This window comes from Thermoactinomyces sp. CICC 23799, from assembly GCF_016055145.1.
GTDB lineage: Bacteria > Bacillota > Bacilli > Thermoactinomycetales > Thermoactinomycetaceae > Thermoactinomyces > Thermoactinomyces intermedius.
Map to the genome: position 1 here is coordinate 143,062 of NZ_JAECVV010000002.1, position 25,411 is coordinate 168,472.

At 49.8% G+C, this 25,411-nt stretch carries 25 protein-coding genes; 3 read left to right on the forward strand and 22 right to left on the reverse strand.

What is annotated here, in order from left to right:
* Positions 1-12: 12 nt before the first annotated feature.
* The gene (gene prfA, locus I8U21_RS03155; protein ID WP_181731295.1) at positions 13-1,092 is read right to left on the reverse strand and encodes a peptide chain release factor 1; all 1,080 of its coding nucleotides are present in this window, start codon (positions 1,090-1,092) and stop codon (positions 13-15) included.
* Between the two features lie 196 nt (positions 1,093-1,288).
* On the opposite strand from prfA, the gene I8U21_RS03160 reads away from it, so the two are divergent.
* Entirely contained in the window at positions 1,289-2,314 is a 1,026-nt protein-coding gene (locus I8U21_RS03160; RefSeq protein WP_198053256.1) for a CPBP family intramembrane glutamic endopeptidase, read from the forward strand.
* Between the two features lie 26 nt (positions 2,315-2,340).
* Here the strand turns inward: I8U21_RS03160 and I8U21_RS03165 are convergent, their stop codons facing one another.
* The 10 genes from I8U21_RS03165 to I8U21_RS03210 form a co-directional block, all read right to left on the reverse strand.
* A complete protein-coding gene (locus I8U21_RS03165) occupies positions 2,341-2,955 on the reverse strand; it encodes a thymidine kinase (protein ID WP_181731293.1) in 615 nt (204 codons plus the stop codon).
* A 180-nt stretch (positions 2,956-3,135) separates the two neighbouring features.
* Positions 3,136-3,336 (reverse strand): 50S ribosomal protein L31, encoded by a 201-nt coding sequence (rpmE, locus tag I8U21_RS03170; protein ID WP_037995751.1) that lies wholly within the window; start codon positions 3,334-3,336, stop codon positions 3,136-3,138.
* Positions 3,337-3,523: 187 nt separating this feature from the next.
* Positions 3,524-4,510, reverse strand: coding sequence for a M23 family metallopeptidase (locus I8U21_RS03175; RefSeq protein WP_181731292.1), 987 nt, complete (start codon positions 4,508-4,510; stop codon positions 3,524-3,526).
* 92 nt (positions 4,511-4,602) lie between these two features.
* Positions 4,603-5,874: a transcription termination factor Rho gene (gene rho, locus I8U21_RS03180; RefSeq protein WP_198053257.1), complete on the reverse strand. Its 1,272-nt coding sequence runs from the start codon at positions 5,872-5,874 to the stop codon at positions 4,603-4,605.
* Positions 5,875-5,946: 72 nt separating this feature from the next.
* Positions 5,947-6,909, reverse strand: coding sequence for a class II fructose-bisphosphatase (gene glpX, locus I8U21_RS03185; RefSeq protein ID WP_198053258.1), 963 nt, complete (start codon positions 6,907-6,909; stop codon positions 5,947-5,949).
* A 322-nt stretch (positions 6,910-7,231) separates the two neighbouring features.
* Entirely contained in the window at positions 7,232-7,879 is a 648-nt protein-coding gene (gene fsa / locus I8U21_RS03190; protein ID WP_181731289.1) for a fructose-6-phosphate aldolase, read from the reverse strand.
* A 34-nt stretch (positions 7,880-7,913) separates the two neighbouring features.
* On the reverse strand, positions 7,914-8,768 hold the full coding sequence (locus I8U21_RS03195) for a class II fructose-1,6-bisphosphate aldolase (RefSeq protein WP_198053259.1): 855 nt from the start codon (positions 8,766-8,768) through the stop codon (positions 7,914-7,916).
* An 87-nt stretch (positions 8,769-8,855) separates the two neighbouring features.
* Positions 8,856-9,680, reverse strand: coding sequence for a 3-keto-5-aminohexanoate cleavage enzyme (kce, locus tag I8U21_RS03200; RefSeq protein ID WP_198053260.1), 825 nt, complete (start codon positions 9,678-9,680; stop codon positions 8,856-8,858).
* A gap of 14 nt (positions 9,681-9,694) precedes the next feature.
* The gene (kal, locus tag I8U21_RS03205; protein ID WP_198053261.1) at positions 9,695-10,087 is read right to left on the reverse strand and encodes a 3-aminobutyryl-CoA ammonia lyase; all 393 of its coding nucleotides are present in this window, start codon (positions 10,085-10,087) and stop codon (positions 9,695-9,697) included.
* 23 nt (positions 10,088-10,110) lie between these two features.
* Positions 10,111-10,473, reverse strand: a complete 363-nt coding sequence (locus tag I8U21_RS03210) for a response regulator (protein WP_037995764.1) — start codon at positions 10,471-10,473, stop codon at positions 10,111-10,113.
* A gap of 257 nt (positions 10,474-10,730) precedes the next feature.
* Between I8U21_RS03210 and I8U21_RS03215 the strand changes: the two genes are divergently transcribed.
* Together I8U21_RS03215 and I8U21_RS03220 are read left to right on the forward strand one after the other, a co-directional pair.
* On the forward strand, positions 10,731-11,636 hold the full coding sequence (locus I8U21_RS03215) for a PIG-L deacetylase family protein (RefSeq protein ID WP_198053262.1): 906 nt from the start codon (positions 10,731-10,733) through the stop codon (positions 11,634-11,636).
* 88 nt (positions 11,637-11,724) lie between these two features.
* Positions 11,725-12,651, forward strand: coding sequence for a ketopantoate reductase family protein (locus I8U21_RS03220; RefSeq protein ID WP_198053263.1), 927 nt, complete (start codon positions 11,725-11,727; stop codon positions 12,649-12,651).
* 38 nt (positions 12,652-12,689) lie between these two features.
* On the opposite strand, the gene I8U21_RS03225 is transcribed toward I8U21_RS03220, so the two are convergent.
* From I8U21_RS03225 to I8U21_RS03275, 11 genes are all read right to left on the reverse strand, one after another.
* Positions 12,690-13,193: a GNAT family N-acetyltransferase gene (locus tag I8U21_RS03225; protein WP_198053264.1), complete on the reverse strand. Its 504-nt coding sequence runs from the start codon at positions 13,191-13,193 to the stop codon at positions 12,690-12,692.
* Positions 13,194-13,375: 182 nt separating this feature from the next.
* Positions 13,376-13,681 (reverse strand): cytochrome C oxidase subunit IV family protein, encoded by a 306-nt coding sequence (locus I8U21_RS03230; RefSeq protein WP_181731282.1) that lies wholly within the window; start codon positions 13,679-13,681, stop codon positions 13,376-13,378.
* A 117-nt stretch (positions 13,682-13,798) separates the two neighbouring features.
* On the reverse strand, positions 13,799-15,418 hold the full coding sequence (locus I8U21_RS03235; protein WP_181731281.1) for a CTP synthase: 1,620 nt from the start codon (positions 15,416-15,418) through the stop codon (positions 13,799-13,801).
* Between the two features lie 143 nt (positions 15,419-15,561).
* Positions 15,562-15,990 (reverse strand): DNA-directed RNA polymerase subunit delta, encoded by a 429-nt coding sequence (gene rpoE, locus I8U21_RS03240; RefSeq protein ID WP_370527017.1) that lies wholly within the window; start codon positions 15,988-15,990, stop codon positions 15,562-15,564.
* Positions 15,991-16,152: 162 nt separating this feature from the next.
* The gene (icmF, locus tag I8U21_RS03245) at positions 16,153-19,383 is read right to left on the reverse strand and encodes a fused isobutyryl-CoA mutase/GTPase IcmF (protein WP_198053266.1); all 3,231 of its coding nucleotides are present in this window, start codon (positions 19,381-19,383) and stop codon (positions 16,153-16,155) included.
* Positions 19,370-20,020: a TetR/AcrR family transcriptional regulator gene (locus I8U21_RS03250; protein ID WP_309544765.1), complete on the reverse strand. Its 651-nt coding sequence runs from the start codon at positions 20,018-20,020 to the stop codon at positions 19,370-19,372. Before I8U21_RS03250 ends, icmF begins: the two co-directional genes overlap by 14 nt.
* Positions 19,983-20,966, reverse strand: coding sequence for a methylmalonyl Co-A mutase-associated GTPase MeaB (gene meaB, locus I8U21_RS03255; protein ID WP_181731278.1), 984 nt, complete (start codon positions 20,964-20,966; stop codon positions 19,983-19,985). Before meaB ends, I8U21_RS03250 begins: the two co-directional genes overlap by 38 nt.
* A gap of 22 nt (positions 20,967-20,988) precedes the next feature.
* Positions 20,989-22,131 carry an acyl-CoA dehydrogenase gene (locus tag I8U21_RS03260; protein ID WP_181731277.1) on the reverse strand — a complete coding sequence of 381 codons (1,143 nt, stop codon included), beginning with the start codon at positions 22,129-22,131 and terminating at the stop codon, positions 20,989-20,991.
* Between the two features lie 29 nt (positions 22,132-22,160).
* Positions 22,161-23,303 carry an acyl-CoA dehydrogenase gene (locus tag I8U21_RS03265; RefSeq protein ID WP_198053267.1) on the reverse strand — a complete coding sequence of 381 codons (1,143 nt, stop codon included), beginning with the start codon at positions 23,301-23,303 and terminating at the stop codon, positions 22,161-22,163.
* 47 nt (positions 23,304-23,350) lie between these two features.
* The gene (locus I8U21_RS03270) at positions 23,351-24,214 is read right to left on the reverse strand and encodes a 3-hydroxybutyryl-CoA dehydrogenase (RefSeq protein ID WP_181731275.1); all 864 of its coding nucleotides are present in this window, start codon (positions 24,212-24,214) and stop codon (positions 23,351-23,353) included.
* Between the two features lie 15 nt (positions 24,215-24,229).
* Positions 24,230-25,411 (reverse strand): acetyl-CoA C-acetyltransferase, encoded by a 1,182-nt coding sequence (locus I8U21_RS03275; protein ID WP_198053268.1) that lies wholly within the window; start codon positions 25,409-25,411, stop codon positions 24,230-24,232.

A 25,411-nucleotide genomic window follows, 5' to 3' on the forward strand; every position in this document is an offset into this window, starting at 1 on the left:
TCACCCTTTGAATCAGGAAGTCTTTGTTTCCTGCTCCTTCAACAACTCGGTTTGCTCATGCAAAATGAGTGCATCGATAATCTCATCCAGTTCACCGTTCAGGATCAGATCCAACTTGTGCAACGTCAGTCCGATGCGATGATCCGTCACCCGGCTTTGCGGAAAGTTGTAAGTCCGGATCCGTTCGCTCCGGTCTCCGGAGCCCACGGCCATTCTTCGGGCGTTTGCCATTTTTTCCATTTCTTCTTTCTGCTTCAAGTCAAACAAGCGGGCACGAAGCACCCTCATCGCTTTCTCTTTGTTGCTGTTTTGTGATTTTTCATCCTGACAGGAAACAACAATCCCCGTCGGAAGATGGGTGATGCGGACGGCAGACTGGGTCGTGTTAACGCTTTGCCCTCCGGGTCCGCTGGAGCAAAAGGTGTCGATGCGAATGTCTTTATCATGAATTTCCACTTCCACTTCCTCGGCCTCCGGCAAAACGGCAACCGTGGCCGTCGACGTGTGAATCCGTCCGCCGGACTCTGTCTCCGGCACCCGTTGCACCCGGTGTGCCCCGTTCTCATACTTCAATTTGCTGTAAGCCCCGTTGCCATCCACGGAGAAGACCACTTCTTTAAATCCGCCGAGTCCGGTGGTGTTTGCCTCGAGGACTTCCACTTTCCAACCTTGTCTTTCTGCAAAACGGGTATACATGCGGTACAAATCCGCGGCAAACAATGCGGCTTCTTCCCCTCCTGCCGCTCCGCGCACTTCCACGATCACGCTCTTCTCGTCATTCGGGTCTTTGGGCAACAACAGGACTTTGATCCGCTCCTCCAGCTCTTGTTTCCGGCGGCTCAGTTCGTCGATCTCGGCTTTCACCAATTCACGCATTTCTTCGTCCAGTTTATCTTCCAACATCGATTTCGCATCGTTCAACTGCTCAATCGTCTCTTTATATTCGATATAGGCTTGATTTTTTTCTTCCAACCCGGCCTGCTCCTTGGAGTATTCACGCAACTTTTTGGTGTCATTGATCACTTCCGGGTCACAAAGCAGGCGGCTTAACTCTTCATAACGTTGATGTATCGCCTCAAGACGATCTAACACTGTGCTCACTCCCGTAAAATCGGATCATTTTGCCATGCATACCGGCTGACTCTGAGATATAAGTATGATGATTGATCAAGAATTGGCATCAATTGATTTTACCACAAGCCTTGGAAGAAAGCGAAGGAAATGGATTGGAAAGAATGGTATGATAAAAAAGCAGAAGACCGGTTAAAAAATATAAAGGGGAGCGATCATGAACGAAGTCATCTTTAACATCATCAATAATCTGTTGTTTATTGGTCCTTTGATTGTTTTATTTTGGCTGATCAACCACTCCGAGCATACATACTCCGATTCCAATATAAAGGGAAACATTCTGGGTTTTCTGTGTTACTTGATCGTATGGACCGGTTATCTTGCCGGTTTCATCATCGGTCTTTTGCTTTTTTTCTACAGTCATGCTTTCCTGCCATGGACACAAAACTTTGCGGCCGATCCGTATTCAGTGAACACGGTCAAAAACGTCGGCATGTCTCTTTGGATCCCGTCCTTGATCGCCATGTCTTTTTTGTTGCCGCCCGTACGCCGGTTTTGTACCCGTTTTCTCCGCATTCACCCCGGGCGCAGGGTCCATGCCGTCGCCTTATCCCTTTCCATGCTGGTTTTTATCCAGTTTTTTGTCACTCAGAGCTTCGGGTTGGAATCGATCAATGAACAGACGGTTCCCGGAGATGAAGCCGGAACGCTATCCTCCATCTGGTCGCAAGACATCCTGTTCGCCATTTTGGGACTGGTTGGGGTGGGATGGCTGTCCAGACGATCGTTCAAGGAATCCCTGGACCGCTTGGGAGTGAAAAAAATCACCCTCAAGCAGGCGGCAATCGGCATCAGCATCGGACTAATCATGCTTTTGGCCCCGATCATCGCGCAATCGGTGGCAGAAACCCTGAATTGGTCCGAGAACGTGCAAGCCAATGAGTTGACGGACAAAATGCTCGGACCGTTACTCTCATCCGTTCCCGGCATTTTAACAATCGGACTGGCAGCAGCTCTTGGAGAAGAAATGATTTTCCGGGGGGCATTGCTCCCGCGGTTCGGCTTCGTCTACACCAGTCTGTTGTTCACATTGGTCCACGCAAACTACGGATTCAGTTTTAATTCCCTTGTTGTTCTGTTGCTTGCCTTGGTGCTGGGTTGGGCACGGATCCGTTATAACACCACCGTATGTATGATCATTCATGCGACGTATAACATCTCCGTGAGCCTGTTGGGCGGTTAACCCCCGTTTTCAAACGGCGGGTTTTTTTATATTTCAAACATGCCTTCTTTCTGTCTCAACACCTCATGGCAGTGCCGGCAACGGGCTTCGTATTGTTCTTTGGCCCCGACTTGAATCACCGGATCATCAATGGCAGCCGGACGGCCATCGATCAGCCTTTGGGTGCGGCTGGCCGGTCCACCGCATTTCACGCAAATGGCTTGCAATTTTGTCACATATTCCGCCACAGCCAACAACACCGGAGTCGGGCCAAACGGCTTTCCCCGAAAATCCTGATCCAATCCGGCACAAATCACCCGTTTTCCCTGATCGGCCAATTGCTGGCAAATATCGACGATCTCCGGTTCAAAAAACTGAATTTCGTCAATGGCCACCACATCCACATTTTCTTCCAGCAAACCGGGAATCTCGCCTGCACTTTTCACCGGACGGGCATCCGCCATCAACCCGTTGTGCGATGCGATCGCTTCTTGATGGTAGCGGTCATCGATGGCCGGTTTAAAGGCAGCCACTTTCTGCTTGGCAATTTTGGCACGGCGGATACGGCGGATCAACTCTTCACTTTTTCCGGAAAACATTCCGCCGCAAATCACTTCAATCCAGCCGCTGTGATCACCACTTAATGGATGAATATCTCTCATTGTTGTTCCTCCAACTCCCGAAAAATTGATGCTCAATCCATTTTTACACAAAGAAAAAGCACCCAGCCCGTCTGGATGCCCAAGCAAACTCTCTTTATTTTAACATACCCTGTCTCGAGTTTGCTGAATGAAAAATAAAAAGGCAAGCCCGATTTTCTGCTTGCCTGACTTGCCAGGATATTATTTGAGGTTGTATTTCTTTTTGAAGCGATCGATGCGCCCACCTGCACTGACCATTTTTTGTTTCCCGGTGAAAAACGGATGACATTCAGAGCAAATATCCACCCTCAAGTTTTCAACGGTCGATCCGGTTTCAAATGTATTTCCACACGCACAGGTGACTTTGGTCAATTTGTATTCCGGATGAATTCCTTGTTTCATTCGTCTCACCTCTTTCCTAATGCCGCTTCCATACGTACATTTAAAACCACTGGTGTATTATAGCATGTTTGATGATGAGAAAGCAAGAAAAGCCCGGACCCCGTCGAAACCAGCTGTTTAAAAAGGCACACTCTCCGGTTTCAGGAGAGTGTGCCCTTCCATAAAAATAAAACAATATGAGAGCAAATTATTTTAAAACCCGCAAGGGATTTATCGCTTTCCCGTTTTTGCGAACCTCAAAATGCAAATGATAACCCGTGGCACGACCGGTCTGCCCCATCATCCCCAAAACGTTTCCTGTTTCAATCCTCTGGCCTTTGCTGACCAAAATTTGGCTGAGATGAGCATAATACGTGACCCATCCGCTGCCATGTTCAATGACCACAAGATTTCCGTAAGATCCGGAATAACCCGCCTGGATCACGACTCCGCTTAACGATGCGCAAATTTCAGCTTTTGCTTTCTTTGCGCTCCAAATATCAATTCCTTTATGCTGACGGCCGTTTCGCCAGCCGAAATTGCTGGTGATCTGACCATTGACCGGCCACCGGAACACATAAGCCCCTTCACGGTCCGCCAACCGGATCGTATTCTTTTTCTTTTTGTCCGCATCCGCTTTTTTCGGCCATGAACCAGGAATGCTTCCCCTCCATTTCTCGGGAACGGCAATGAGTTGCCCGGCATACGTGAGCGGGGCGTCCTTCAGTTTCGGATTCAAATAAATTAACAGTTCACGGGATGTATGGTATGTCTCGGCCAAAGCCGACAAGGTATCCCCGGACTCCAACCGAACCCATTTTTTCGTCAAAGGAATTTTGATCTCCTGACCAATGTGTAACAAATCCGGGTTTTCCAACCGGTTGAACCGCGCCAGCTCTTGATGAGGGATTCCGAACAACCGGCCGATCCGAGACAGCGTATCCCCCTTTTGCACACGATAAGTGAGAGGCTTTGTCTCCACCGTGGCAGCCAAATTCCCCTCGGCAACCTGCGAAATGGGGCTTAAAAATTGGTACATTGCTTCCTGCGCGATCTGCTCCTTCTCCGGATCCGTATCGGCTCCACCGGCCAATTCCTGGGCATAAACCGGATGCTTATCCGTCCCCATCATCCATGAAGCCGATGTCGAACAGATGGCTAAGGAAGAAGCCAATAAGGCACGTTTTGAAGACATTTTAGCACCTCACAGAAGATAATGGATGGGGTGAAGTTCACCCGGTTTTATCTTTATGTGAGGAATTTCTTTCATATGACAACAAACAGGCATCAAGATACCGATGTCTTGGTGCGGTGGGGCTTGAGCTCGATCGAAGCGAGGAATTCCTCATTCGACTCGGTGTTTTTCAACCGTTTCACCATGGCTTCTGTATAATCAGAAGAATCATTCAACGACTTGCGAATCATCCACAACTTCTCCAGCTCGGTCTTGCTGAGCAACAATTCCTCACGGCGCGTTCCGGAACGGCGGATATCAATGGCCGGGAAAATCCTGCGTTCGGCCAGACGGCGGTCCAAATGAAGTTCCATGTTCCCCGTTCCTTTGAACTCTTCATAAATCACATCATCCATCCGCGACCCGGTATCCACCAGCGCCGTCGCCAAAATGGTCAAGCTGCCGCCTTCTTCCACGTTGCGCGCGGCACCGAAAAATCTTTTCGGCCGGTGCAAAGCAGCCGGATCGATTCCACCTGACAAAGTCCGTCCGCTCGGGGGAATCACCAGGTTATAGGCCCGTGCCAGGCGTGTAATACTATCCAGCAAGATGACCACATCTTTTTTGTGTTCCACCAGACGTTGGGCTCTTTCCAAAACCAGTTCCGCCACTTTGATATGGTTTTCCGGCAACTCATCAAAAGTGGAACTCACCACTTCCGCATCGACGGACCGCTGCATGTCCGTCACTTCTTCGGGCCGCTCGTCAATCAACAGGACAAACAGTTCGATGTCCGGATGATTGGTGGTAATACTGTTGGCAATTTCTTTTAACAGCATCGTTTTGCCGGCTTTGGGTTGAGCGACGATCAAACCGCGCTGTCCCAAACCGACCGGAGCGATCAAATCCATCATCCGCGTTGAAATCCGATCTGGGGTGGTTTCCAAAAAGAGACGTTTCTGCGGGTAAAGAGGAGTAAGCGCAGCAAAGTGGAGCCTTTCCGCAGCAATGTCGGGGTCTTCACCATTGACTGCTTCGACATGCAGCAATCCGAAATAACGCTCATTTTCTTTCGGAGGCCGGACTTTACCGGACACCAGATCTCCGGACCGCAAATCAAAGCGGCGGATTTGTGAAGCGGAGATGTAAATGTCTTCGGAAGACGGGAGAAAATTGATCGGCCTTAAAAAACCGTATCCCTCGGAAAGGATGTCCAGCACACCCTCCATAAACATATAGCCGTCTTTTTCCGCCTTGGCTTTTAAAATCGCAAAAATCAATTCTTTCTTTTTCATCTGGGAATAATACGGAATCTGATATTCTTTCGCCAGCTTATACAAATCCACCAAGCGGCGATTTTCCAAATCACTTAACGTGAGCTCCATGTGTCGCATCACCACTCGATTCTACTGAAATTCTCTTCCTCTTTCCGGATCAGAAAGAGGAAGAGGAGAAAATTATAAAATAAGATTTGGTTTTTTCTCAAGTTTGTGCGTTCCATCCATGAATCGGATGGTTCCGGTTTTCGCACGCATCACCAACGAATGGGTTTTGGCCAGGTTTCCTTTGTAACGGACGCCTTTCAACAATTCACCGTCCGTCACCCCGGTTGCTGCGAAAATCGCATCATCCCCCTTGACCAGATCTTCCATTCGCAAGACTTTGCCCGGATCACTGATCCCCATTTGAACACAGCGGTTATACTGCTCCTCATTTTCCGGCAACAGCCGGCCTTGGATTTCCCCACCCAGGCATTTTAAGGCAACGGCAGACAAAACCCCTTCCGGAGCACCACCGGCCCCGAACAAAATATCCACCCCGGTGTCGGGAAATCCGGTATGAATCGCCGCAGCCACATCCCCGTCCGGAATCAACTTGATCCGCGCCCCTGCTTTGCGGATATCCTCGATCAGTTTCGCATGTCGCGGGCGGTCAAGCACCACCGCCACCAAATCTTCGACATCCTTGCCGGTGGCTTTGGCAACCGCCTTCAAATTATCCTCCACCGGCGCATCAATATCAACTTGTCCAACGGCTTGCGGCCCCACGGCAATTTTATCCATATACATGTCGGGGGCATGCAACAATCCGCCGCTGTCGGAAATCGCCACCACCGACAGCGCATTCCACAAACCTTTGGCGACAATATTGGTGCCCTCAAGCGGGTCCACCGCCACATCCACTTCCGGAAGATAACCCATACCCACTTTTTCTCCAATGTATAACATCGGAGCTTCATCCATTTCTCCCTCGCCGATGACAACCGTCCCGCGCATCGGAATTGTGTCAAACACTTTGCGCATCGCTTCCGTAGCCGCTTCATCCGCTTCGTCTTTCTTTCCGCAGCCCATCCACCGTGCGGAAGCAATGGCAGCCGCCTCAGTCACACGCACCAGTTCCATCGTTAAACTTCTTTCCATGATCGATCCCCTCACCTGTTTAAAATAAACATCAAAATGACAATAAAACTTTCAATCAGAGTAACATATTTATGATATATGTTACACGATTGTGCGGGGATGGATCAATTTTTTGATATCTCGACGAAGGAAACGCTGTTTTGGTGAAGAAACTCACGAGAACACAAAGTGGTTGTGCACAGAAAATGCGAGGGAACGACGAAGATATTTATAAATCATTGAATGACAAAAACAGTAGAGTGAAAAATCCCAAAAATAGGAATTTACCGGTTAAAAGGGGAGTCCGGCCGGGAGTTTCCTTCCCGGCCAAACCCGTTTGCGATCAAGATTGTTTCACTTTTTCCCAATCGGCCTCAAACTTTTCAATTCCTTGATCCGTCAATGGGTGACGAACCATTTGTTCCAACACCTTGTAAGGCAAGGTGGCAATATGCGCCCCGTTCAGGGCCGCTTGCGTCACATGCACCGGATGACGGATGCTGGCCGCAATAATTTGTGAGGAAATGTCATGAATCCGGAAGATCTCAGCCACTTGCCGGATCAATTGCATTCCGTCCTGGCTGATATCATCCAGACGGCCGATAAAGGGGCTGACATAGGTAGCTCCGGCCCGGGCGGCCATCAAGGCCTGGTTGGCCGAAAAAATCAAGGTGACGTTGGTATCGATCCCTTTTTTGGCAAAATGATTGACGGCTTTTAATCCTTCCACGGTCATCGGGACTTTGATCGTCACCTGGTCCGAAATCGAAGCGAGACGTTCTCCTTCTTCAATCATCCCTTGCGCGTCCCGGCTGAGGACCTCCGCACTGACCGAACCATCCACGATCTCCGTGATTTCTTTGAGCACTTCTTCAAAATCCCGGCCCGATTTGGCAATGAGGCTGGGATTGGTGGTTACCCCGGACAACAGTCCCCATTCATGGACCTGGCGGATTTCATCAACAATGGCCGTATCTAAAAAAAATTTCATCGCAACCACCTTCTAACCATAATTGTTCAATCGCTTACGCTTTGCCGGAGCTTCCAAACAAACGCATTTTGGCTTTGACCGTTTCTTTGATGGCTTCGCGGGCCGGACCGAGGTATTTGCGCGGATCGATCATATCCGGGTTGTTATCCAGCAACTCACGAACCACTTTCACCATGGCAACTTGGTTTTCCGTATTCACATTGATTTTTCCGACACCCAGGGAAACAGCTTTTTGAATGGATTCATCCGGCACGCCCGAACCGCCGTGCAGAACAATCGGAGCTTCAATTTGGCTGGCAACTTTTTCAATGATGTCGTAACGAATTTTCGGCTCTCCTTTATACATGCCGTGAGCCGTTCCGACCGCGATCGCCATGGCGTCCACTTTGGTTTCTTCCCAAAAGCGGATGGCTTGATCCGGGTCCGCCAATGCGGCATCTTCTTCGGAAACGTTCAAATCGTCTTCCACACCACCAATGGTTCCCAATTCTCCTTCCACGGATACCCCCACGGCATGGGCCGCTTCAACCACTTTTTTGGTCAGGCGGATGTTTTCTTCAAACGGATAATGGGAACCGTCGAACATCACCGAAGAAAATCCGGCCCGGATACATTTCATCACCACTTCAAAGCTGCTTCCGTGGTCCAGATGAAGGGCGACGGGAACATCGGCTTCTTCCGCGGCGGCTTTGGCCAATGCCACCACGTTGTTCAGACCCATGTAGCGGATGGCTCCTTCACTGGCTCCGAAAATGAGCGGGGAACGTTCTTCTTTCCCGGCTTCGATAATGGCTTGCACGAATTCCAGGTTGTTGACATTAAATTGCCCGACAGCAAAGCCTTCTTTTTTGGCTTGCGGCAAAAAGGCATTCATCGACACAAGTGGCATGATATGTAGCCTCCTTTAGTTCAAAAAATCATCATTTTGACATTATAACACTTGATCGGAGGATTGGGTAGAAAGAGATGCACTTCCTTAATAAAACCGACTCTTTGTCAAATGCAACATTTGTCTGGCTTCATCCGGGGTTGCCACCTTCCGTTCCAGTTCCCCGGCAATCCGGACCACGCGCTCAACCAGCCGGATATTGGTTGCCAGTTCCCCTTTCCGGTAATAAATGTTGTCTTCCAAACCGACGCGGACATGCCCTCCCAAAATCACGCCGAGTGCGGCCATGGGCAGTTGGTGCCGCCCGATTCCCGCCACCGTCCAGGTCGCCCCTTCCGGCAACTGGCGGATCAGATGGAGCAGGTTTTCCGCCGTGGCCGGAATCGCACCGGGTACCCCCATCACGAAATCAAAATGAAGATGACCGGTAAAATACCCGTCTTTCACAAGCTTCAAGGCATTAGCTATCATTCCCACATCAAAGATTTCAAATTCAGGCCGGACCCCGTACCGTTCAAATTCCTCCGCAAACCGGATCAGTTGCGCGGGAGAATTCATGAACACTTCCCGTCCGAAATTGACGGTTCCCGTTGTCAACGTGGCCATCTCCGGACGCAGGGAAAGGGGTTGCAATCTCTCATCCGGGGACATCCCCACCGCCCCGCCCGTGGAAACTTGCACAATGAGGTCGGTCCGTTTTTGAATTTTTTCGATCGCTTCCTGATAAAGCGAACGATCCTGGCTGGGATGTCCGTTTTCGTCACGGACATGAAGATGGACGATCGATGCGCCCGCCTCTCTCACTTCTTCGGCTTGAGCGGCAATTTCATCCGCCGTGACCGGAAGATGGGGGGTGTCCTCTTTCATTACTTCCGCCCCCACCAACGCCGCCGTAATGATCAGCTTTTGCAAACCGGCTCCCTCCTTCAAACCGATGATCCGGTCTGGTTCTTTTTCGGAACCACACAAGTTCCGGAAGCTCTGGCAACCACCACCGGCTCCCTGAGCACCCGGGCACGGGACGGGCAAGCGGGATCAATGCCGCCTTCAATGACTTTGACCGCTTCAAAGGTCATTTTCCGTCTCGTGTTTCCCACTTTGACGATCCGTCCGGTCACTTCGATAAAATCGCCGGCATGAACAGGGGCCAAAAATTCGACTTGATCATAAGCCACAAACAACCCTTCGTCTCCATCATGGCGTATCAACAATTCCGTCGCGGCATCCCCGAACAAAGCCATCACCCGGGCCCCATCCACCAGATTGCCCCCGTAATGTGCATCCGACTGACTCATCCGCAAGCGAATTTTTGCTTCCATCCTGCTGATCCCCTTTATTCTCATTATGATGCCAGTTGCTTTAACACTTCCGTGCGCAGCTCTTCAATGTCAAACGGCTTGGTAAAATGGGTGAGCGCCCCGAGACGGCTGGCCTCGGCAACCATATCCAGTTCCCCGTAAGCCGTCATCATAATCACCTTCGATTCGGTGTTAAACTTCCGCAAACGCCTTAACAGTTCCAAACCATCCATCCCCGGCATCTTCATATCCAATAATATGAGGTCCGGCTTTTCCGCTTGTATGATTTCGAGTGCCTGTTTTCCGTTGGAAGCCTGAAAAATATGTACATTTTCCTTGGAGAACACTTCCTGAAGCAAAAGCCGGATTCCGTATTGATCATCCACCACAAGTATTTTTTTATCCATATCACCTTGCCTCCTCTCAGATCCGTTCCCTGCAAACCCCGCTTCCATTTTGCATCTTCGGACATCAAAAGGGATTTATGACTAATATTTATCGATTCCTTCACTTATTTCCTGCTTCTTGGCGAAAAATGCGGCACCCCCCTCCCCCGAAAATGCCTTGAAATTTTAAAATGAGCTTATAAAAGAGGGACTCTTTTCATCGTATAATAAATTCATCGCAAAAGAGTTTTATATGGACAAAGTAGGTGCAGACATTCATGAAACGGAAATGGTTTCCCATCATCACCGGGCTGGCCGTTCTTATATTCTCCGCTTTTTTCATTTTTCAGCATGTATCCGCCTTGGAGGATCAGGAACTGCATGCGTTAAGCGGGGACGGATCCGACCTGTCACACCAGCCGCAAGTGGTGTATTTGGTCCCTCATGCCGATGATGAATTGTTGTCCATGGGCGTCGACATCGTCAATCACATCCGCCTGCGCTATGATGTGCATCTGGTATTGATGAGTCCCGGCGGCCACTCCCGCGCACGCTTTTTGATCAACGGTTTCAAAGACTCCGACCAAGAGCCCTTCCTCTTTAAAACGCCGGTTTATTGCCCTCTGCACAAGCGGTATCATGACCCGGAAAAAGAACACTACCAGGATCTGTATCTCACCGTGGACGATGTGGGAAAAGCCCGGGTCCGGGAATTCAAAGAGTCGGCCAAACTTTTGGGGATTTCTGATGATCACGTCCATGTTTACGATCTTGAAAACGACCGGTTTGAAGAACAGGAACAAGAGATTCGCGACATCATGGACGAGCTTTTGCAACGTTTTCCGGACGCCCAATTCCGGACAATGAGCATCGATGATTACCATCCGGATCACAGGATGCTGGGTAAAGTCTTGAGCGAATTTGAGGAAGAAGGCAAAGTCCAGGGCGAAAAAACATTATATTTTCTTTCCATTTACAAAACACGATTCACAAAATACAAACCTTCCCAAAAAGAATATACAATGAAACTGTTGGTTCCGCAGGATTTAAAGAAAATTAAAAGTGCCGTCCAAATATACGGCAAGTGGGATCCGAAAAACGGATGGTACCAAATCGGCTATCACAGTGTCAAAAGCCAGTTTCTCCAATTAATGAAAAATGCCCAAAATACATATCATTATTAATCGGCAGACAAAGGTCTGGGTTCCTCACCCGGACCTTTGATACAATAACTGTACAAGAGGATCCTTGTCTGGTAAAAGGAGGAATACGATGCGCGTTTTGATGGTTGGTGCCGGTGCGGTAGGCGGATACTTCGGAGGAAGGCTGGTCGAAAAAGGAGAAGATGTCACCTTCTTGGTGCGGAAGAAAAGACAAGAACAATTGGAGCAGAACGGGTTGATGATCAAAAGCGTCAACGGCAATGCCAAATTAAAAGTAAAAACCCTGACCGCCGGGCAACCGGCCCCCGCTTTTGATCTGATCATCCTCTCGGTCAAAGCTTATCACCTAACGGAGACGATCAATGATATAAAGCCGTATGTCGGGGAAAACTCCACCATTCTTCCCCTGTTAAACGGAATCGTTCACATTCAGCAGTTACAAAATGAATTCGGGGCGGAAAAAATTTTGGGCGGATTATGCTTTATTGAATCCACTTTGAATGCCCAAGGGGAGATTGAACAATACAGCCCGCAACATGAAATCGTTTACGGCGAATTAAACGGAGATGTGACCCAACGGATCCTTGACATCCAGGCATTGTTTGACGGTGCCGGTTTTGACGCGAGGTACAGCCAAAAAATCCGGATTGAAATGTGGCAAAAATATATTTTCATCAGCGCCATGAGCGGAATGACCTGCCTGATGAACAGCAGCATCGGTCCGATCCTTTCCGCACCTTACGGGAAAGAAATGTACCATCAGCTGCTGGAGGAGATTGTCTCGGTTGCCCGTCATCAAGAACCGGAAATCCCGACCTCTCTGGCCGGAAAAATCCTTCACAACATGGAATCCCTTTCCCCAAGCATGAAATCTTCCATGTTGAGGGACATGGAAAAAGGAAAACCGGTGGAATCCGACCATTTCCACGGGGTCTTGCTCAAAATGGCACCCGAAGATGCCCGTTTGCCGCTCATCAAAGCGGTTTACAGCAAGTTGTCGATTTATCAGCAAGAACTTGAAAAATCCCGTCAATAAAAAAGCAGGTTCCACCTCGTGAAACCTGCTGCTTGTTCCTAAGTCACCCGTTTTTCAAAAGCCATGTACGGCTCATCATGACGGGGAAAATAAAATTTGCCTCTTTTTTCATAGCCGCAAGATTCATACAAATACATGGCTTTTTCATTGATCATCTGGGTATCCAGCCGGATGCTGGCATACCCTTCTTTTTTGGCAAATCGTTCGATTTCGGCCAGCAAAGTGCGTGAAATTCCTTTTCCTTGGTACTTCGGGTTCACACAAAGCCGGTGAACAACCAAAAACCGGCCGGATGAATCTTCCCACGGAATTTGCTCATATTCCGGCTCCTGATGTTGATCCAACACAACGCAAGCAACGATATCCCCTTCGCTTGTGAGCACATATAAATTTCCGCTTTGGATATCCTTTTCAATGTCCTCCCGGCCCGGATAATTTTCAGACCACTGATAGATATTGTTGGCATTCATGATTTTGGTGGCTTCTTTGTACACTTGGAAAACTTTATCTGTTTGTGATGGTGCGGCTTTTGCAAATTCCATTCCTGTCCCTCCCGTTGTCTCTAATTTGCGCAAAAAAAACCGATAATAAAAGTCCCCGAAAATAAAAAGAGCTGTCATATCACATGACAGCTCCAAACATCACAAAATTATACCAGCCTGCAAAGCGAATACAACGCTGAATCCAATCCTTTTTTAACCATTTGATGAACACGCCTTCCCCGTTACATGAGAAGAATCCCCACGGCACAAACCGTTCCGCACAACAGGCCAAAAAAGATGAAAATCCTCATCATCCCGTACCCTTTTTGATCGAGATGCATGAAAATATAAAGCTGCAAAATCACTTGAACGGCCGCCAAAAAAACGATCACAAAGAGCGTTCCCTGCAAACTGAACCATTGATTGATCACGGCCAGAAACGAAACGGCCGTCAAGGCAATCATGAATAAAAAAGAAACCACATGTTTGAAAGCGGTATCACTTTTCTGCCTGACCGGCTTCACTTCGTTTTGCAGTTGTGTCTTCAATCCGGAAGCACCCCCGCACTTTTGATCTGATTATTTTCATTATACAGAAAATAATCAATGTTTGCGAATCCCTGTGCAAGAAAAAACCCGGCTGGTTTCAGAGCCGGGTTTTTCGCCTCAAACTTCCACTTGCGGTTTTAAATGCATTTGAAGCGCCGCTTTTACAAATTCACGGAACAACGGTTGCGGCCGCGTCGGACGTGATACAAATTCCGGATGGAACTGAGCAGCCACAAACCACGGATGATCTTTGTACTCCACAATCTCGACCAGTCTGCCGTCCGGGGAAGTTCCCGAGAACACGTATCCCACTTCCTCCAACGCTTTCCGGTATTCATTGTTGAATTCATAACGATGGCGATGGCGTTCATACACCAAATCCGATCCGTATGCCTGATGCGCGAGGCTGTCGGGAACCAACTTGCACGGATACAAGCCACGGCGCATGGTGCCGCCTTTTTCTTCGATTGTCTTTTGTTCCGGCAATAAATCAATAATCGGATGCGGCGTCGATGCATCAAATTCCGCGCTGTGGGCCCCTTCCAGTTTCAGGATGTTCCGGGCGCCTTCCACGCAAACCATCTGCATGCCCAAACAAATGCCGAGGAAAGGAATCCGCTGTTCCCTTGCGTACCGGATGGCCGAGATTTTTCCTTCAATTCCGCGGTCGCCAAATCCGCCCGGAACCAGAATGCCGTCCACATCCCCGAGAAGAACATGGACATTGGAATCGGACACGTCTTCCGAATTGACCCATTTGATGTCAATCTCCGTATCCCGGTCAAAGCCGGCATGACGCAATGCTTCAACCACGCTCATGTAAGCATCATGCAAAGCCACGTATTTTCCGACGATGGCAATGCGTGTCTGATGGGTCAGGTTTTTCACTTTGTTGACCAGCTCCAACCATTCGGACATTTCCGCCGGTCCGCATTTCAAGCCCAACCGCTTGACCACAATTTCATCCAGTCCTTGCTCCTGGATCATCAGCGGGACCTCATAAAGGGTTTCGGCATCGCGTACTTCAATCACCGCTTCACGATCGATGTCACAGAACAAGGCGATTTTATTTTTCAGTTCTTCCGAGAGAGGATATTCGGTCCGGCAAACGATCACATCAGGTTGAATGCCGAGACTGCGCAGTTCCTTCACACTGTGCTGGGTCGGTTTCGTTTTCAATTCGCCGCTGGCCCGCATCATCGGCACCAGGGTGCAGTGAATATACATGACATGTTCCCGGCCGACATCGCTTTTGATTTGACGGATGGCTTCCAAAAAAGGCAAGCTTTCGATGTCGCCGACAGTACCGCCGATCTCCGTGATTACCACGTCGGCGCCCGTCTCGCGGGCCGCACGGAAGACCCGGTCTTTGATTTCATTGGTAATGTGAGGGATAACCTGAACCGTTCCCCCCAAGTAATCCCCGCGGCGTTCTTTGTTAATGACGGATGAATAAATTTTCCCCGTCGTCACATTGCTGTTTTTCGTCAAATTAATATCGATAAATCGCTCATAGTGGCCCAAATCCAAGTCCGTTTCCGCCCCGTCGTCCGTGACGAACACCTCGCCGTGCTGGTAAGGACTCATGGTTCCCGGGTCCACGTTGATATAAGGATCGAATTTTTGAATGGTAATTTTCAGTCCTCTGTTTTTTAACAATCTTCCCAGGGAAGATGCGGTAATCCCTTTCCCCAGAGAAGAAACCACACCACCAGTAACAAAGATATATTTCGCCATTTTTATCTTCCTCCTATAAACAAGGATGCCCTTTCTTTTCGCAAAATAGAAAAGAGCGCCCCCAATCAAGGGGCGCTCTTTTATTTCCGTTCATAACGAGCCCAAAAAATAATTTATCGCAGGAAATGACGATTGTCAAGCAACTAAATCACTTCATCCCCGTCGTCAAATCCATTATCTTCCTCATCCATTGCAAATTCATCTTCCGTATCTTCGATCTCGCCCAACTCTTCTTCTTCCTCATCAAACAGGTCTTCATCAAGGTCATGATATTCGTCGTCTTCTTTGACGTTGGCTGCAACCGCGGAATCCGTCGCCTGGTCCGTCGGGTACCATTCCCTCAATCCCCACAAATTGCGGCCGACACAGACAAACCTTCCGTCAATGTTGATTTCGGTGTAAAGCTGGGCGATGTAATGCTCGGTTTCTTCCTTTGTAAACCCTTTCATGCTCGAAACTTCGTCCATGATATCCCGGTACAGCATTGCTTCTCCCTTTTTTTTCAAAAGGTCGTAAGCCAAGTCAACCATGGCAGTCTCTCGCACTCTTTCCACAGCGAGATTGTCACTCAAATTCGGACACATCCTTCCATCCAGAGGTGAAGACCGTATATCCTGTTTCTAGTACAACTATTTTATCCAAAAAACAGGTGAAGTCAACCATAAACATCCAAATCCTGCCGGCGCAAAAAAGGGATGGAGCGGCAAACGTCTCCATCCCAGTCGTGAAAACCTTTACATATTCCGGCGGTACTGGCCGCCCACCTCATACAAAGCACGGGTGATTTGGCCCAAGCTTGCCACTTTTACGGTTTCCATCAGCTCAGCAAAAATGTTTCCGTTTTCGCGGGCCGTTTTTTTCAAACGCTCCAGCGCAACTTTTGCCTCTTCCCGGTGGTTTTCCTGAAACTCACGAAGTCGGCGGATTTGCAGGTCCTTTTCCTCTTTGGTGGCCCTGCTGAGCAGAACTTCCACATCTTCCGGGGGATTGGGGTTTTCAAAGGTATTCACGCCGATGATCGGCAACTCGCCGGAATGTTTTTTCGTTTCATACAGCAAGGATTCCTCTTGAATTTTCCCCCGTTGATACTGGGTTTCCATGGTTCCCAGCACGCCCCCGCGGTCACTGATCCGCTCAAATTCGCAGAGGACGGCCTCTTCCACCAAATCAGTCAGTTCATCAATGATGAAGGAGCCTTGCAAAGGATTTTCATTTTTGGCAAGCCCCAGTTCCTTCATGATGATCAACTGAATGGCCATGGCCCGGCGGACCGATTCTTCGGTCGGTGTGGTGATCGCTTCATCATAAGCATTGGTGTGCAACGAATTGCATTGGTCATAAATGGCCATCAATGCCTGCAACGTCGTCCGGATGTCATTAAAGTCCATTTCTTGCGCATGCAGGGAACGGCCCGAGGTTTGAATATGATACTTTAATTTCTGGCTCCGCTCATTGGCTCCGTACAAATGCTTCATCACAATGGCCCAAATCCGGCGCGCCACCCGGCCGATCACGGCATACTCCGCATCCAATCCGTTACTGAAGAAGAAGGAAAGATTCGGGGCAAATTCATCAATTTTCATTCCGCGGCTCAAATAATACTCCACATAGGTAAAGGCATTGGCGAGCGTGAAAGCCAGCTGGGTAATGGGATTGGCGCCGGCTTCGGCAATGTGATAACCGCTGATGCTGACCGAATAATAATTTCGGATGCCTTTTTCAATAAAGTACTCCTGGATGTCCCCCATCATTTTCAATGCAAAATCGGTGGAGAAAATGCAGGTGTTTTGTCCCTGGTCTTCTTTCAGGATATCCGCTTGAACGGTTCCACGCACCTTTTTCAGTGTCTCATTCTTGATTTCCTCCGCCTCTTCAGCCGTGGGCTCCCGTCCTTCCCGTTTGCGGAATTGTTCCATCTGTTGCTCAATCGCGGTATTGAAATACATGGCCAAAAGAATGGGGGCCGGTCCGTTGATCGTCATGGACACACTGGTGTTCGGAGCACAAAGGTCAAAGCCTTCAAACAATCTTTTCATATCTTCCAAGGTACAGACACTGACGCCGGATTCCCCCACTTTTCCGTAAATGTCCGGGCGTTCGTCCGGATCTTCCCCGTAAAGGGTCACACTGTCAAAAGCAGTGGACAACCGCTTGGCCTGATCGTTTTTTGACAAGTAGTGAAAACGCCGGTTGGTGCGTTCAGGCGTCCCTTCTCCCGCAAACTGCCGTTTCGGGTCTTCATCCGTTCTTTTAAACGGGAACACACCGGCCGTAAACGGGAATCTCCCCGGAACGTTTTCCTTGCGCAAAAAGCGTAAACGCTCTCCCCAATCCTCAAACCGGGGCAAGGCCACTTTGGGGATTTTGCTTCCGGCCAACGTTTTGGAATAAAGAGGAATCTCCTTTGTCTTGTTGCGCACCTTGATGGTGAATCGATCCTGCCGGTAGGCATCGGCCAACGCTTCCCATTCATCCAGCAACTTCCGGTTCTCCGGGGTGAGGCGTTCCTCAATTTTTTGAATGGTTTCTTTAAAGCGTTCAGTCAGGCTGTCTTCCGCGGCGGCTTCTTCCTTCATACACTGAAGACTTCCATTTAATTGATAAAGTTTTGTGGCCAGTTTGGCCTGCGCTTCCGTCTCTTGGTGGTATTTCCGGACGGTTGCCGCAATTTCCCGTAAATAATGGCTTCTTTCCGGAGGGATGATGTGATGGATATCCATTTCCGAAACCGGTGCTTTTATTTTGGATTCCCAACCGAGATCAAACTTTTCATTCAATTTCCGGATCATTTCCTGGTAAAACCGGTTGGTTCCGGGGTCATTAAACCGGGAAGCCATCGTGCCATAAACCGGAATTTCCTCATCATCGGCATCAAACAACTGATGATTGCGGCGGTATTGTTTTTTCACGTCTCTGAGGGCATCTTGCGATCCTTTCCGGTCAAATTTGTTGATGGCCACCATGTCGGCATAATCCAGCATTTCAATTTTTTCCAGCTGGGAAGGTGCACCGAATTCCGATGTCATCACATAAACGGAAAAGTCGCTCACTTCGACCACATCGGCATTTCCCTGCCCGATTCCGCTGGTTTCGACAATCACCAGATCATATCCGGCCACTTTCAAGATTTGAATCGCTTCTTTGATTCCGCCGCTTAATTCCGACCGGGTTTTCCGGGTGGCCAAGCTTCGCAGGTAAACCCTGGGATGATGGACGGAATTCATGCGGATCCGGTCCCCCAACAACGCGCCTCCCGTTTTTTGCTTGGAGGGGTCGACGGACAAAATCGCAATTTTTTTGTCTTCAAAGTCATGGATAAAACGCCGGACCAATTCATCGGTCAATGAACTTTTCCCGGCTCCCCCCGTCCCGGTGATCCCGATGACCGGAACAAATCCCTGCAATTCTTTGGATAACTGTTCCCCCAGCCTTGCCCGCTGGTCAGGATCATCCTCCACCCAGGTGATCAAGCGGGAAATCGCTTGTTTATCCCCTTTCTTGGCATGACTCATTTCCCGGGAAATGTCGCGAACCGTGGGGAAATCCGTCGCCTCCACCATGGTTTGGATCATGCCTTCCAATCCCATCTTTCTCCCGTCTTGCGGGGAAAAGATTTTCCGGACGCCATACTCTTCCAGTTCCTTGATTTCCCGCGGAACGATCACGCCTCCCCCGCCGCCGAACACTTGAATATGGCCGGCGCCGCGTTTTCTGAGCAAATCGATCATATATTTAAAAAATTCCATGTGCCCGCCTTGATACGAAGAAACCGCGATCCCCTGCACATCTTCCTGAATGGCGGCCTCCACAATCTCATCCACGGACCGATTGTGACCGAGATGAATCACTTCCACTCCGGCCTGTTGCAACAAGCGGCGGAATAAATTGATCGAAGCATCGTGTCCGTCAAACAAGCTCGCAGCGGTCACAAACCGAATGGCATACTTGGTTTTAATCCCCTGCATCCCGATCGCCTCCTGCTGTAAATTCTCCCAACAACAAAGCCATTTGCCGCTTTGTGTATTCTTCCACATCATATTCGCGCCCCAACGCCCAGTGGCGAAAGGTCCACATTTGGCCGATCACCATGATGTTGTGGGCCATCAACTTGATGGAGGAAGGATCGATTCGGATGGTTCCGTCGTCCATTCCTTTTTCTAAAATTCGGGAAAATAAATTGGTGATGTCTTCTTCTTTTTTCAATACATATTTCATCTTGTCTTTGGGCAAGGATTTGGTTTCTTGATAAATCAAAAGAACCAAGGAGCGCATCTCATCCATGACGCGGAACAATTGTTTCAAGCTTTTTTGCAAAGATTCCATTCCGGTATCTTCTTCGTTCATGACTTTCAGCAACCGGCTCTCCAATTTGGAATGGATATGCTCACAGACCAGATAAAGAACGTCTTCTTTGCTTTGAATGTATTCATACATGGTCCCGATCGACAGTCCGCATTCTCTGGCAATCTCGCGAGTGGTGGTTTTGTGAAAGCCTTTTTCCACGAATAACCGAACCGCCCCTTCGATGATCTGCTCCCGCCTTTGTTCGATCAAGCGCTCATTTTTAATCATCGAAGGAATCAGTTTGGAATGTTTCTTCACAGGCTCCCCTCCCCAATGTCCCGATCCATTTTTCAGCCAGCTTCCGCGGACTGATCTCGCGGGATTCCAGCTTTTGCAAATCTTTTTTCCAATCCGGACTCCTCCATGCCCTCTCCAAGCGGCGCCGGACCCATTCTTCAATGATTTGGCGGGTTTCCAGCTCCAACTGTTTCTTCCGCTTCCTTTTCAATTCCCCGTTTTCTTCCAGATGGCGGCGATGCCGTCCGATCGCTTCCCACCACTTCTCAATTCCTTCCCCCCGCGTCGCAATCGTCCGGACAATGGGGGGGTACCAGCAACCGGCCTTTTGCTTCGACAAATCGAGCAAATCGTTGATCTCGGATTCCAGGCGTCCGGCTCCCGGCAAATCGGCTTTATTGATGACAAACAAATCGGCAATTTCCATGATTCCGGCTTTAAACACCTGAATGACATCCCCGGCGGTCGGATTGAGAACCAGGCACACGGTATCGGTCACATGCATCACATCCAGTTCGGCCTGCCCCACTCCCACCGTCTCCAATAAAATCAGGTCATAGCCGGCGGCATCCAAAATTTTGACGGCGTCTCCGGCGGATTTGGAAATGCCGCCCAAAGACCCGCGGCTTCCCATGCTCCGGATAAAAACCCCCTCATCCAGGGAATGGCGGGTCATTCTCACCCGGTCCCCCAGAATGGCCCCGCCCGTATAGGGGCTGGAGGGGTCAATGGAGATGACCCCGACCGTCAAGTTTTGGCGTCGCAAAAAAGAGATGGCTTCGTCCAACAATGTGCTTTTGCCGGCCCCCGGTGAACCGGTGATTCCGACAATGTATGCATTTCCGGTGTTGGGATAAATCGCTTCCATCCATTTGTCCGCATCCGGATCTTGATTTTCAATCCGTGTGATCAGGCGGGCAATCTGCCGCTTGTTTTTTTGCCTGATGGCTTGGATCCAGCTCTCCATCACTCCCCCTCCCGGAGACGGTTTATTCTTTTAACAAGTGGTTTGAGATCACGACACGTTGGATTTCATTCGTCCCTTCATAAATTTGTGTGATTTTTGCGTCGCGCATCATGCGCTCCACCGGATATTCACGGGTGTACCCATAGCCACCGAAGATTTGAACGGCTTCCGTCGTGACTTGCATGGCAACATCCCCGGCAAACAATTTGGCCATGGCCGATGCCTTTCCGTAAGGAATACCTTCGGATTCTCTCCAAGCGGCTTGGTAGGTCAAAAGGCGGGCCGCTTCGATCTGGGTGGCCATATCGGCCAGTTTAAATTGAATGGCTTGCTTTTTCGCGATCGGTTTCCCGAATTGATGCCGCTCTTTGGCATAAAAAAGCGCCTCGTCCAAAGCACCCTGCGCAATTCCCACCGCTTGGGCGGCGATCCCGTTCCGTCCGCCATCGAGCGTCATCATGGCGATTTTAAATCCTTCCCCTTCTTCCCCCAAACGCTGGCTCACCGGAATCCGGCAGTCTTCAAACAAAATTTCCGTGGTTGGGGATGACCGGATCCCCAATTTCTTTTCTTTTTTGCCGATGGAGAAGCCGGGAGTCCCTTTTTCCACAATGAATGCCGTGGTCCCCTTATGTTTCAGCGACGGATCCGTCAAGGCAAAAACGACATAGATCTCAGCTTCTCCCCCGTTGGTGATAAAAATTTTGCTGCCATTTAAAACATACTCATCCCCATCGCGGACGGCAGTGGTTTTCATGGCCGCCGCATCGGAACCGGAACCCGGTTCGGTCAAACCGAAAGCCCCCAACTTCTTTCCTTCGGCCAACGGACGCAAAAACCGTTCTTTTTGTTCCGGGGTACCGAACTTAAAGATCGGCCAGCTGGCCAAGGAGATGTGCGCCGACAAGGTCACTCCGGTGGACGCGCAAACCCGGGATAACTCTTCCACGGCAATCACATAACTCAAAAAGTCCGCTCCGCCCCCGCCGTATTCTTCGGGGAAGGGAATGCCCGTCAGGCCGAGCGTTGCCATTTTTTCGAAAATGGTACGGTCGAAACGCTCTTGTTCATCCCGTTCGGCTGCAGACGGGGCCACTTCTTTTAATGCAAAATCACGCACCATCTTGCGCATCATTTCATGCTCTTCACTCAACTGAAACTCCATCGGGTTTCACTCCCATCCATCATCGTTTTCTAACCGTTTAACAGTTCGCCGGCGACCACAATCCGTTGAATTTCATTGGTGCCTTCATAAATTTGCGTAATTTTCGCATCACGAAATAATCTTTCGACCGGATACTCGCGCGTATAACCATATCCCCCGAAGATTTGGACCGCTTCGGTGGTCACCTTCATGGCCGTATCCGATGCAAACATCTTGGCCATGGATGCCTCTTTCTTGCACGGTTTTCCTTTTTGCCTTTTCTCCGCTGCCCGGTAAATCAAGAGACGGGCCGCCTCAATTTGCGTGGCCATGTCAGCCAGCTTAAATTGAATGGCTTGCTTTTTCGCAATCGGTTTCCCGAATTGATTCCGCTCTTTGGCATAAGAAAGGGCTTCCTGCATCGCTCTTTGGGCAATTCCGATTGCCTGGGCGGCAATGCCGATCCGTCCTCCCGCCAGGTTGGACAACGCCACTTCATACCCCTGACCTTCGCGTCCCAGCAGGTTTTCTGCCGGTACTTCCGCGTCTTCAAAAATCAGCTCGCATGTATTGGAGCCGTTTAAGCCCATCTTTTTCTCCTTTTTCCCGACACGGAAGCCGGGGGTGTCTTTCTCCACAATAAAGGCGGAAATCCCTTTGGAACCCTTGCCGGGGTCGGTCACGGCGAACGTGACATAAACATCCGCTTCCCCACTGTTGGTGATGAAGATCTTGTTTCCGTTCAAAATATATTTGTCTCCTGCTTTCCGGGCACTGGTCCGAAGATTGGAAGCCTCCGAGCCGGCCTGGGGTTCGGTCAGGGCAAAAGCCCCGAGATACTCGCCGGAAGCCAGCCGGGGAACATATTTCTTTTTCTGTTCCTCATTTCCGTATGTCAAAATCGGCATCGTGCCGACGGAAGTATGAACCGACAAAATCACACCCACCGTGGCACTGACTTTCGAGATCTCTTCCAGTGCAAGGATGTAAGAAATAAAATCCGCTCCTGCTCCTCCCCACTCCTCGGGAATCGGAATTCCCATCAAACCGAGTTGTGCCATTTTATTAACAATTTCTCTCGGAAACCGGTCTTCTTCATCCATCCGGTTGACCAACGGAGTGATTTCCGTTTCTGCAAAGTCCCGCACCATCTTGCGCATCATTTCTTGCTCAGCTGTAAAAGAAAGCCGCATGAGGATCACTCCACTCCATGAAAATGAAAATTCAGGATGCTTTTTCTCTATTTTTCATTGTCATATTGATAAAAACCGCGGCCGCTTTTCTTTCCGAGCCAGCCGGCTTTCACATATTTTCTCAACAGAGGGCACGGGCGGTATTTGCTGTCGCCAAACCCTTCATACAAGGTTTCCATGATATAAAGGCAGGTGTCCAATCCGATAAAATCCGCCAAAGTCAGCGGCCCCATCGGATGGTTCATCCCCAGTTTCATGACGGTGTCCACATCCTCGGGCGAAGCCACGCCTTCATACACGGCATAAATGGCTTCATTAATCATCGGCATCAGGATGCGGTTGGACACAAAGCCCGGAAAATCGTTGACTTCCACCGGAACTTTCCCCATCGTTTCCGCCAAATTCCTCACGGTTTCATTCACTTCATCCGCTGTGGCCAATCCCCGGATCACTTCCACCAATTTCATCACCGGAACCGGGTTCATAAAATGCATGCCAATGACCGATTCGGGGCGGGAAGTCGCTGCGGCAATTTCTGTGATGGGCAGGGAAGAAGTATTGCTGGCCAAAATCGCATGCTTCGGACTGTATTGGTCCAACTGGCGGAACAAATCGGTTTTGACTTCCATGTTTTCCACCACGGCTTCAATCACCAGATCCGCATCCTTGACCGCTTCCTGCAAGTCGGCAGTGGTTTGGATCCGTGACAACACTGCCTCTTTTTCTTCCTTGGTCCACTTCCCTTTCGCCACTCCTTTTTCCAAGAGGCCTTCAATCCGCGCCAGTCCTTTTTTCACCTGCTCTTCAGCCACGTCATGCAAAGAAACGGAAAAACCGGATTGGGCAGCCACTTGGGCAATTCCGCTTCCCATCTGCCCGGCACCGATCACTGCTATCCGTTTGATTTCCATCATTTCACTCCCTTTCTATCCATCCACCCGGACCAAGACGGCGTCTCCTTGGGCTGCTCCGCTGCAAATGGCGGCAACCCCCAATCCTCCGCCGCGACGTCTTAATTCCATGATCAGCGTGAGAAGAATGCGTGCACCGCTGGCTCCGATGGGATGCCCCAATGCCACGGCACCACCGTTGACATTCAGTTTTTCCGCATCGATTCCCAAAAGCTTTTGATTGGCCAGGGCCACTGCGGCAAATGCTTCGTTGATTTCATACAAATCGATGTCCTGAGGCGACAATTGGTGCTTGTTTAACAGTTTCCTTACGGCATATGCCGGTGTGATGGGAAAGTCTTTGGCTTCCATCGCCACGGACGCATGCCCCAAGATGCGTGCCCATGGTTTCACACCCAGCTCCTCCGCTTTTTTGGCGGTGGAAACCACCAATGCACAAGCACCGTCGTTCACTCCGGGGGCATTTCCGGCGGTAATGGTGCCGTCTTGTTGGTAAGCGGGTTTTAAAGCAGCCAATTTTTCCAATGTGGTGTCCGGCCGGACCGATTCATCCTGATCCACGACCTGTTCACTTTTTCTGGTTTTGACGGTGACCGGAACGATCTCTTCCGCAAAGAGGCCCGATTGAATGGCTTTTAATGCCCGTTCATGGCTTCTCAAAGCCCATTCATCCTGCTCTTCCCGCGAAATATCTTGTTCTTTGGCCGTATTGCTTCCATGGATGATCATGTGAACATCGTGAAACGCGCACCACAAACCGTCATGTACCATCAAATCCACCAATTTCCCGTCGCCCATCCGATGGCCGAAACGCGCTCCGGGCAAAGCATAAGGCGCATTGCTCATGCTCTCCATGCCGCCGGCCACCATCAATCCGGCATCACCGGCCCGCAAAATCTGATCCGCCAGGGTCACACTGCGAAGACCGGATGCGCAGACTTTGTTAATCGTCTCCGTTCCCACTTCCCAGCTCAACCCTGCAAGCCATGCGGCCTGGCGGGAGGGAATTTGTCCGGCTCCTCCCTGCAAAACCATCCCCATGATCACTTCGTCCACCGATTGATCCGGCACACCACTTTTGTCCAGAGCGGCCCGGATGGCCGTGCCACCCAATTCCACCGCTTTTTTATCCTTTAATCCTCCTCCGAGTTTCCCGATCGGAGTTCGTGCACCACCCAGAATCACCGTTTCGGACAA

Coding starts and splice junctions, on each gene's coding strand:
- I8U21_RS03160 (WP_198053256.1), top strand. CDS start 1,289: ATGAACGAAGTCATCTTTAACATCATCAATAATCTGTTGTTTATTGGT.
- I8U21_RS03165 (WP_181731293.1), bottom strand. CDS start 2,955: ATGAGAGATATTCATCCATTAAGTGGTGATCACAGCGGCTGGATTGAA.
- rpmE (WP_037995751.1), bottom strand. CDS start 3,336: ATGAAACAAGGAATTCATCCGGAATACAAATTGACCAAAGTCACCTGT.
- I8U21_RS03175 (WP_181731292.1), bottom strand. CDS start 4,510: ATGTCTTCAAAACGTGCCTTATTGGCTTCTTCCTTAGCCATCTGTTCG.
- rho (WP_198053257.1), bottom strand. CDS start 5,874: ATGGAGCTCACGTTAAGTGATTTGGAAAATCGCCGCTTGGTGGATTTG.
- glpX (WP_198053258.1), bottom strand. CDS start 6,909: ATGGAAAGAAGTTTAACGATGGAACTGGTGCGTGTGACTGAGGCGGCT.
- fsa (WP_181731289.1), bottom strand. CDS start 7,879: ATGAAATTTTTTTTAGATACGGCCATTGTTGATGAAATCCGCCAGGTC.
- I8U21_RS03195 (WP_198053259.1), bottom strand. CDS start 8,768: ATGCCACTTGTGTCGATGAATGCCTTTTTGCCGCAAGCCAAAAAAGAA.
- kal (WP_198053261.1), bottom strand. CDS start 10,087: ATGGAAGCAAAAATTCGCTTGCGGATGAGTCAGTCGGATGCACATTAC.
- I8U21_RS03210 (WP_037995764.1), bottom strand. CDS start 10,473: ATGGATAAAAAAATACTTGTGGTGGATGATCAATACGGAATCCGGCTT.
- I8U21_RS03215 (WP_198053262.1), top strand. CDS start 10,731: ATGAAACGGAAATGGTTTCCCATCATCACCGGGCTGGCCGTTCTTATA.
- I8U21_RS03220 (WP_198053263.1), top strand. CDS start 11,725: ATGCGCGTTTTGATGGTTGGTGCCGGTGCGGTAGGCGGATACTTCGGA.
- I8U21_RS03225 (WP_198053264.1), bottom strand. CDS start 13,193: ATGGAATTTGCAAAAGCCGCACCATCACAAACAGATAAAGTTTTCCAA.
- I8U21_RS03235 (WP_181731281.1), bottom strand. CDS start 15,418: ATGGCGAAATATATCTTTGTTACTGGTGGTGTGGTTTCTTCTCTGGGG.
- icmF (WP_198053266.1), bottom strand. CDS start 19,383: ATGCAGGGGATTAAAACCAAGTATGCCATTCGGTTTGTGACCGCTGCG.
- meaB (WP_181731278.1), bottom strand. CDS start 20,966: ATGGAGAGCTGGATCCAAGCCATCAGGCAAAAAAACAAGCGGCAGATT.
- I8U21_RS03260 (WP_181731277.1), bottom strand. CDS start 22,131: ATGGAGTTTCAGTTGAGTGAAGAGCATGAAATGATGCGCAAGATGGTG.
- I8U21_RS03265 (WP_198053267.1), bottom strand. CDS start 23,303: ATGCGGCTTTCTTTTACAGCTGAGCAAGAAATGATGCGCAAGATGGTG.
- I8U21_RS03270 (WP_181731275.1), bottom strand. CDS start 24,214: ATGGAAATCAAACGGATAGCAGTGATCGGTGCCGGGCAGATGGGAAGC.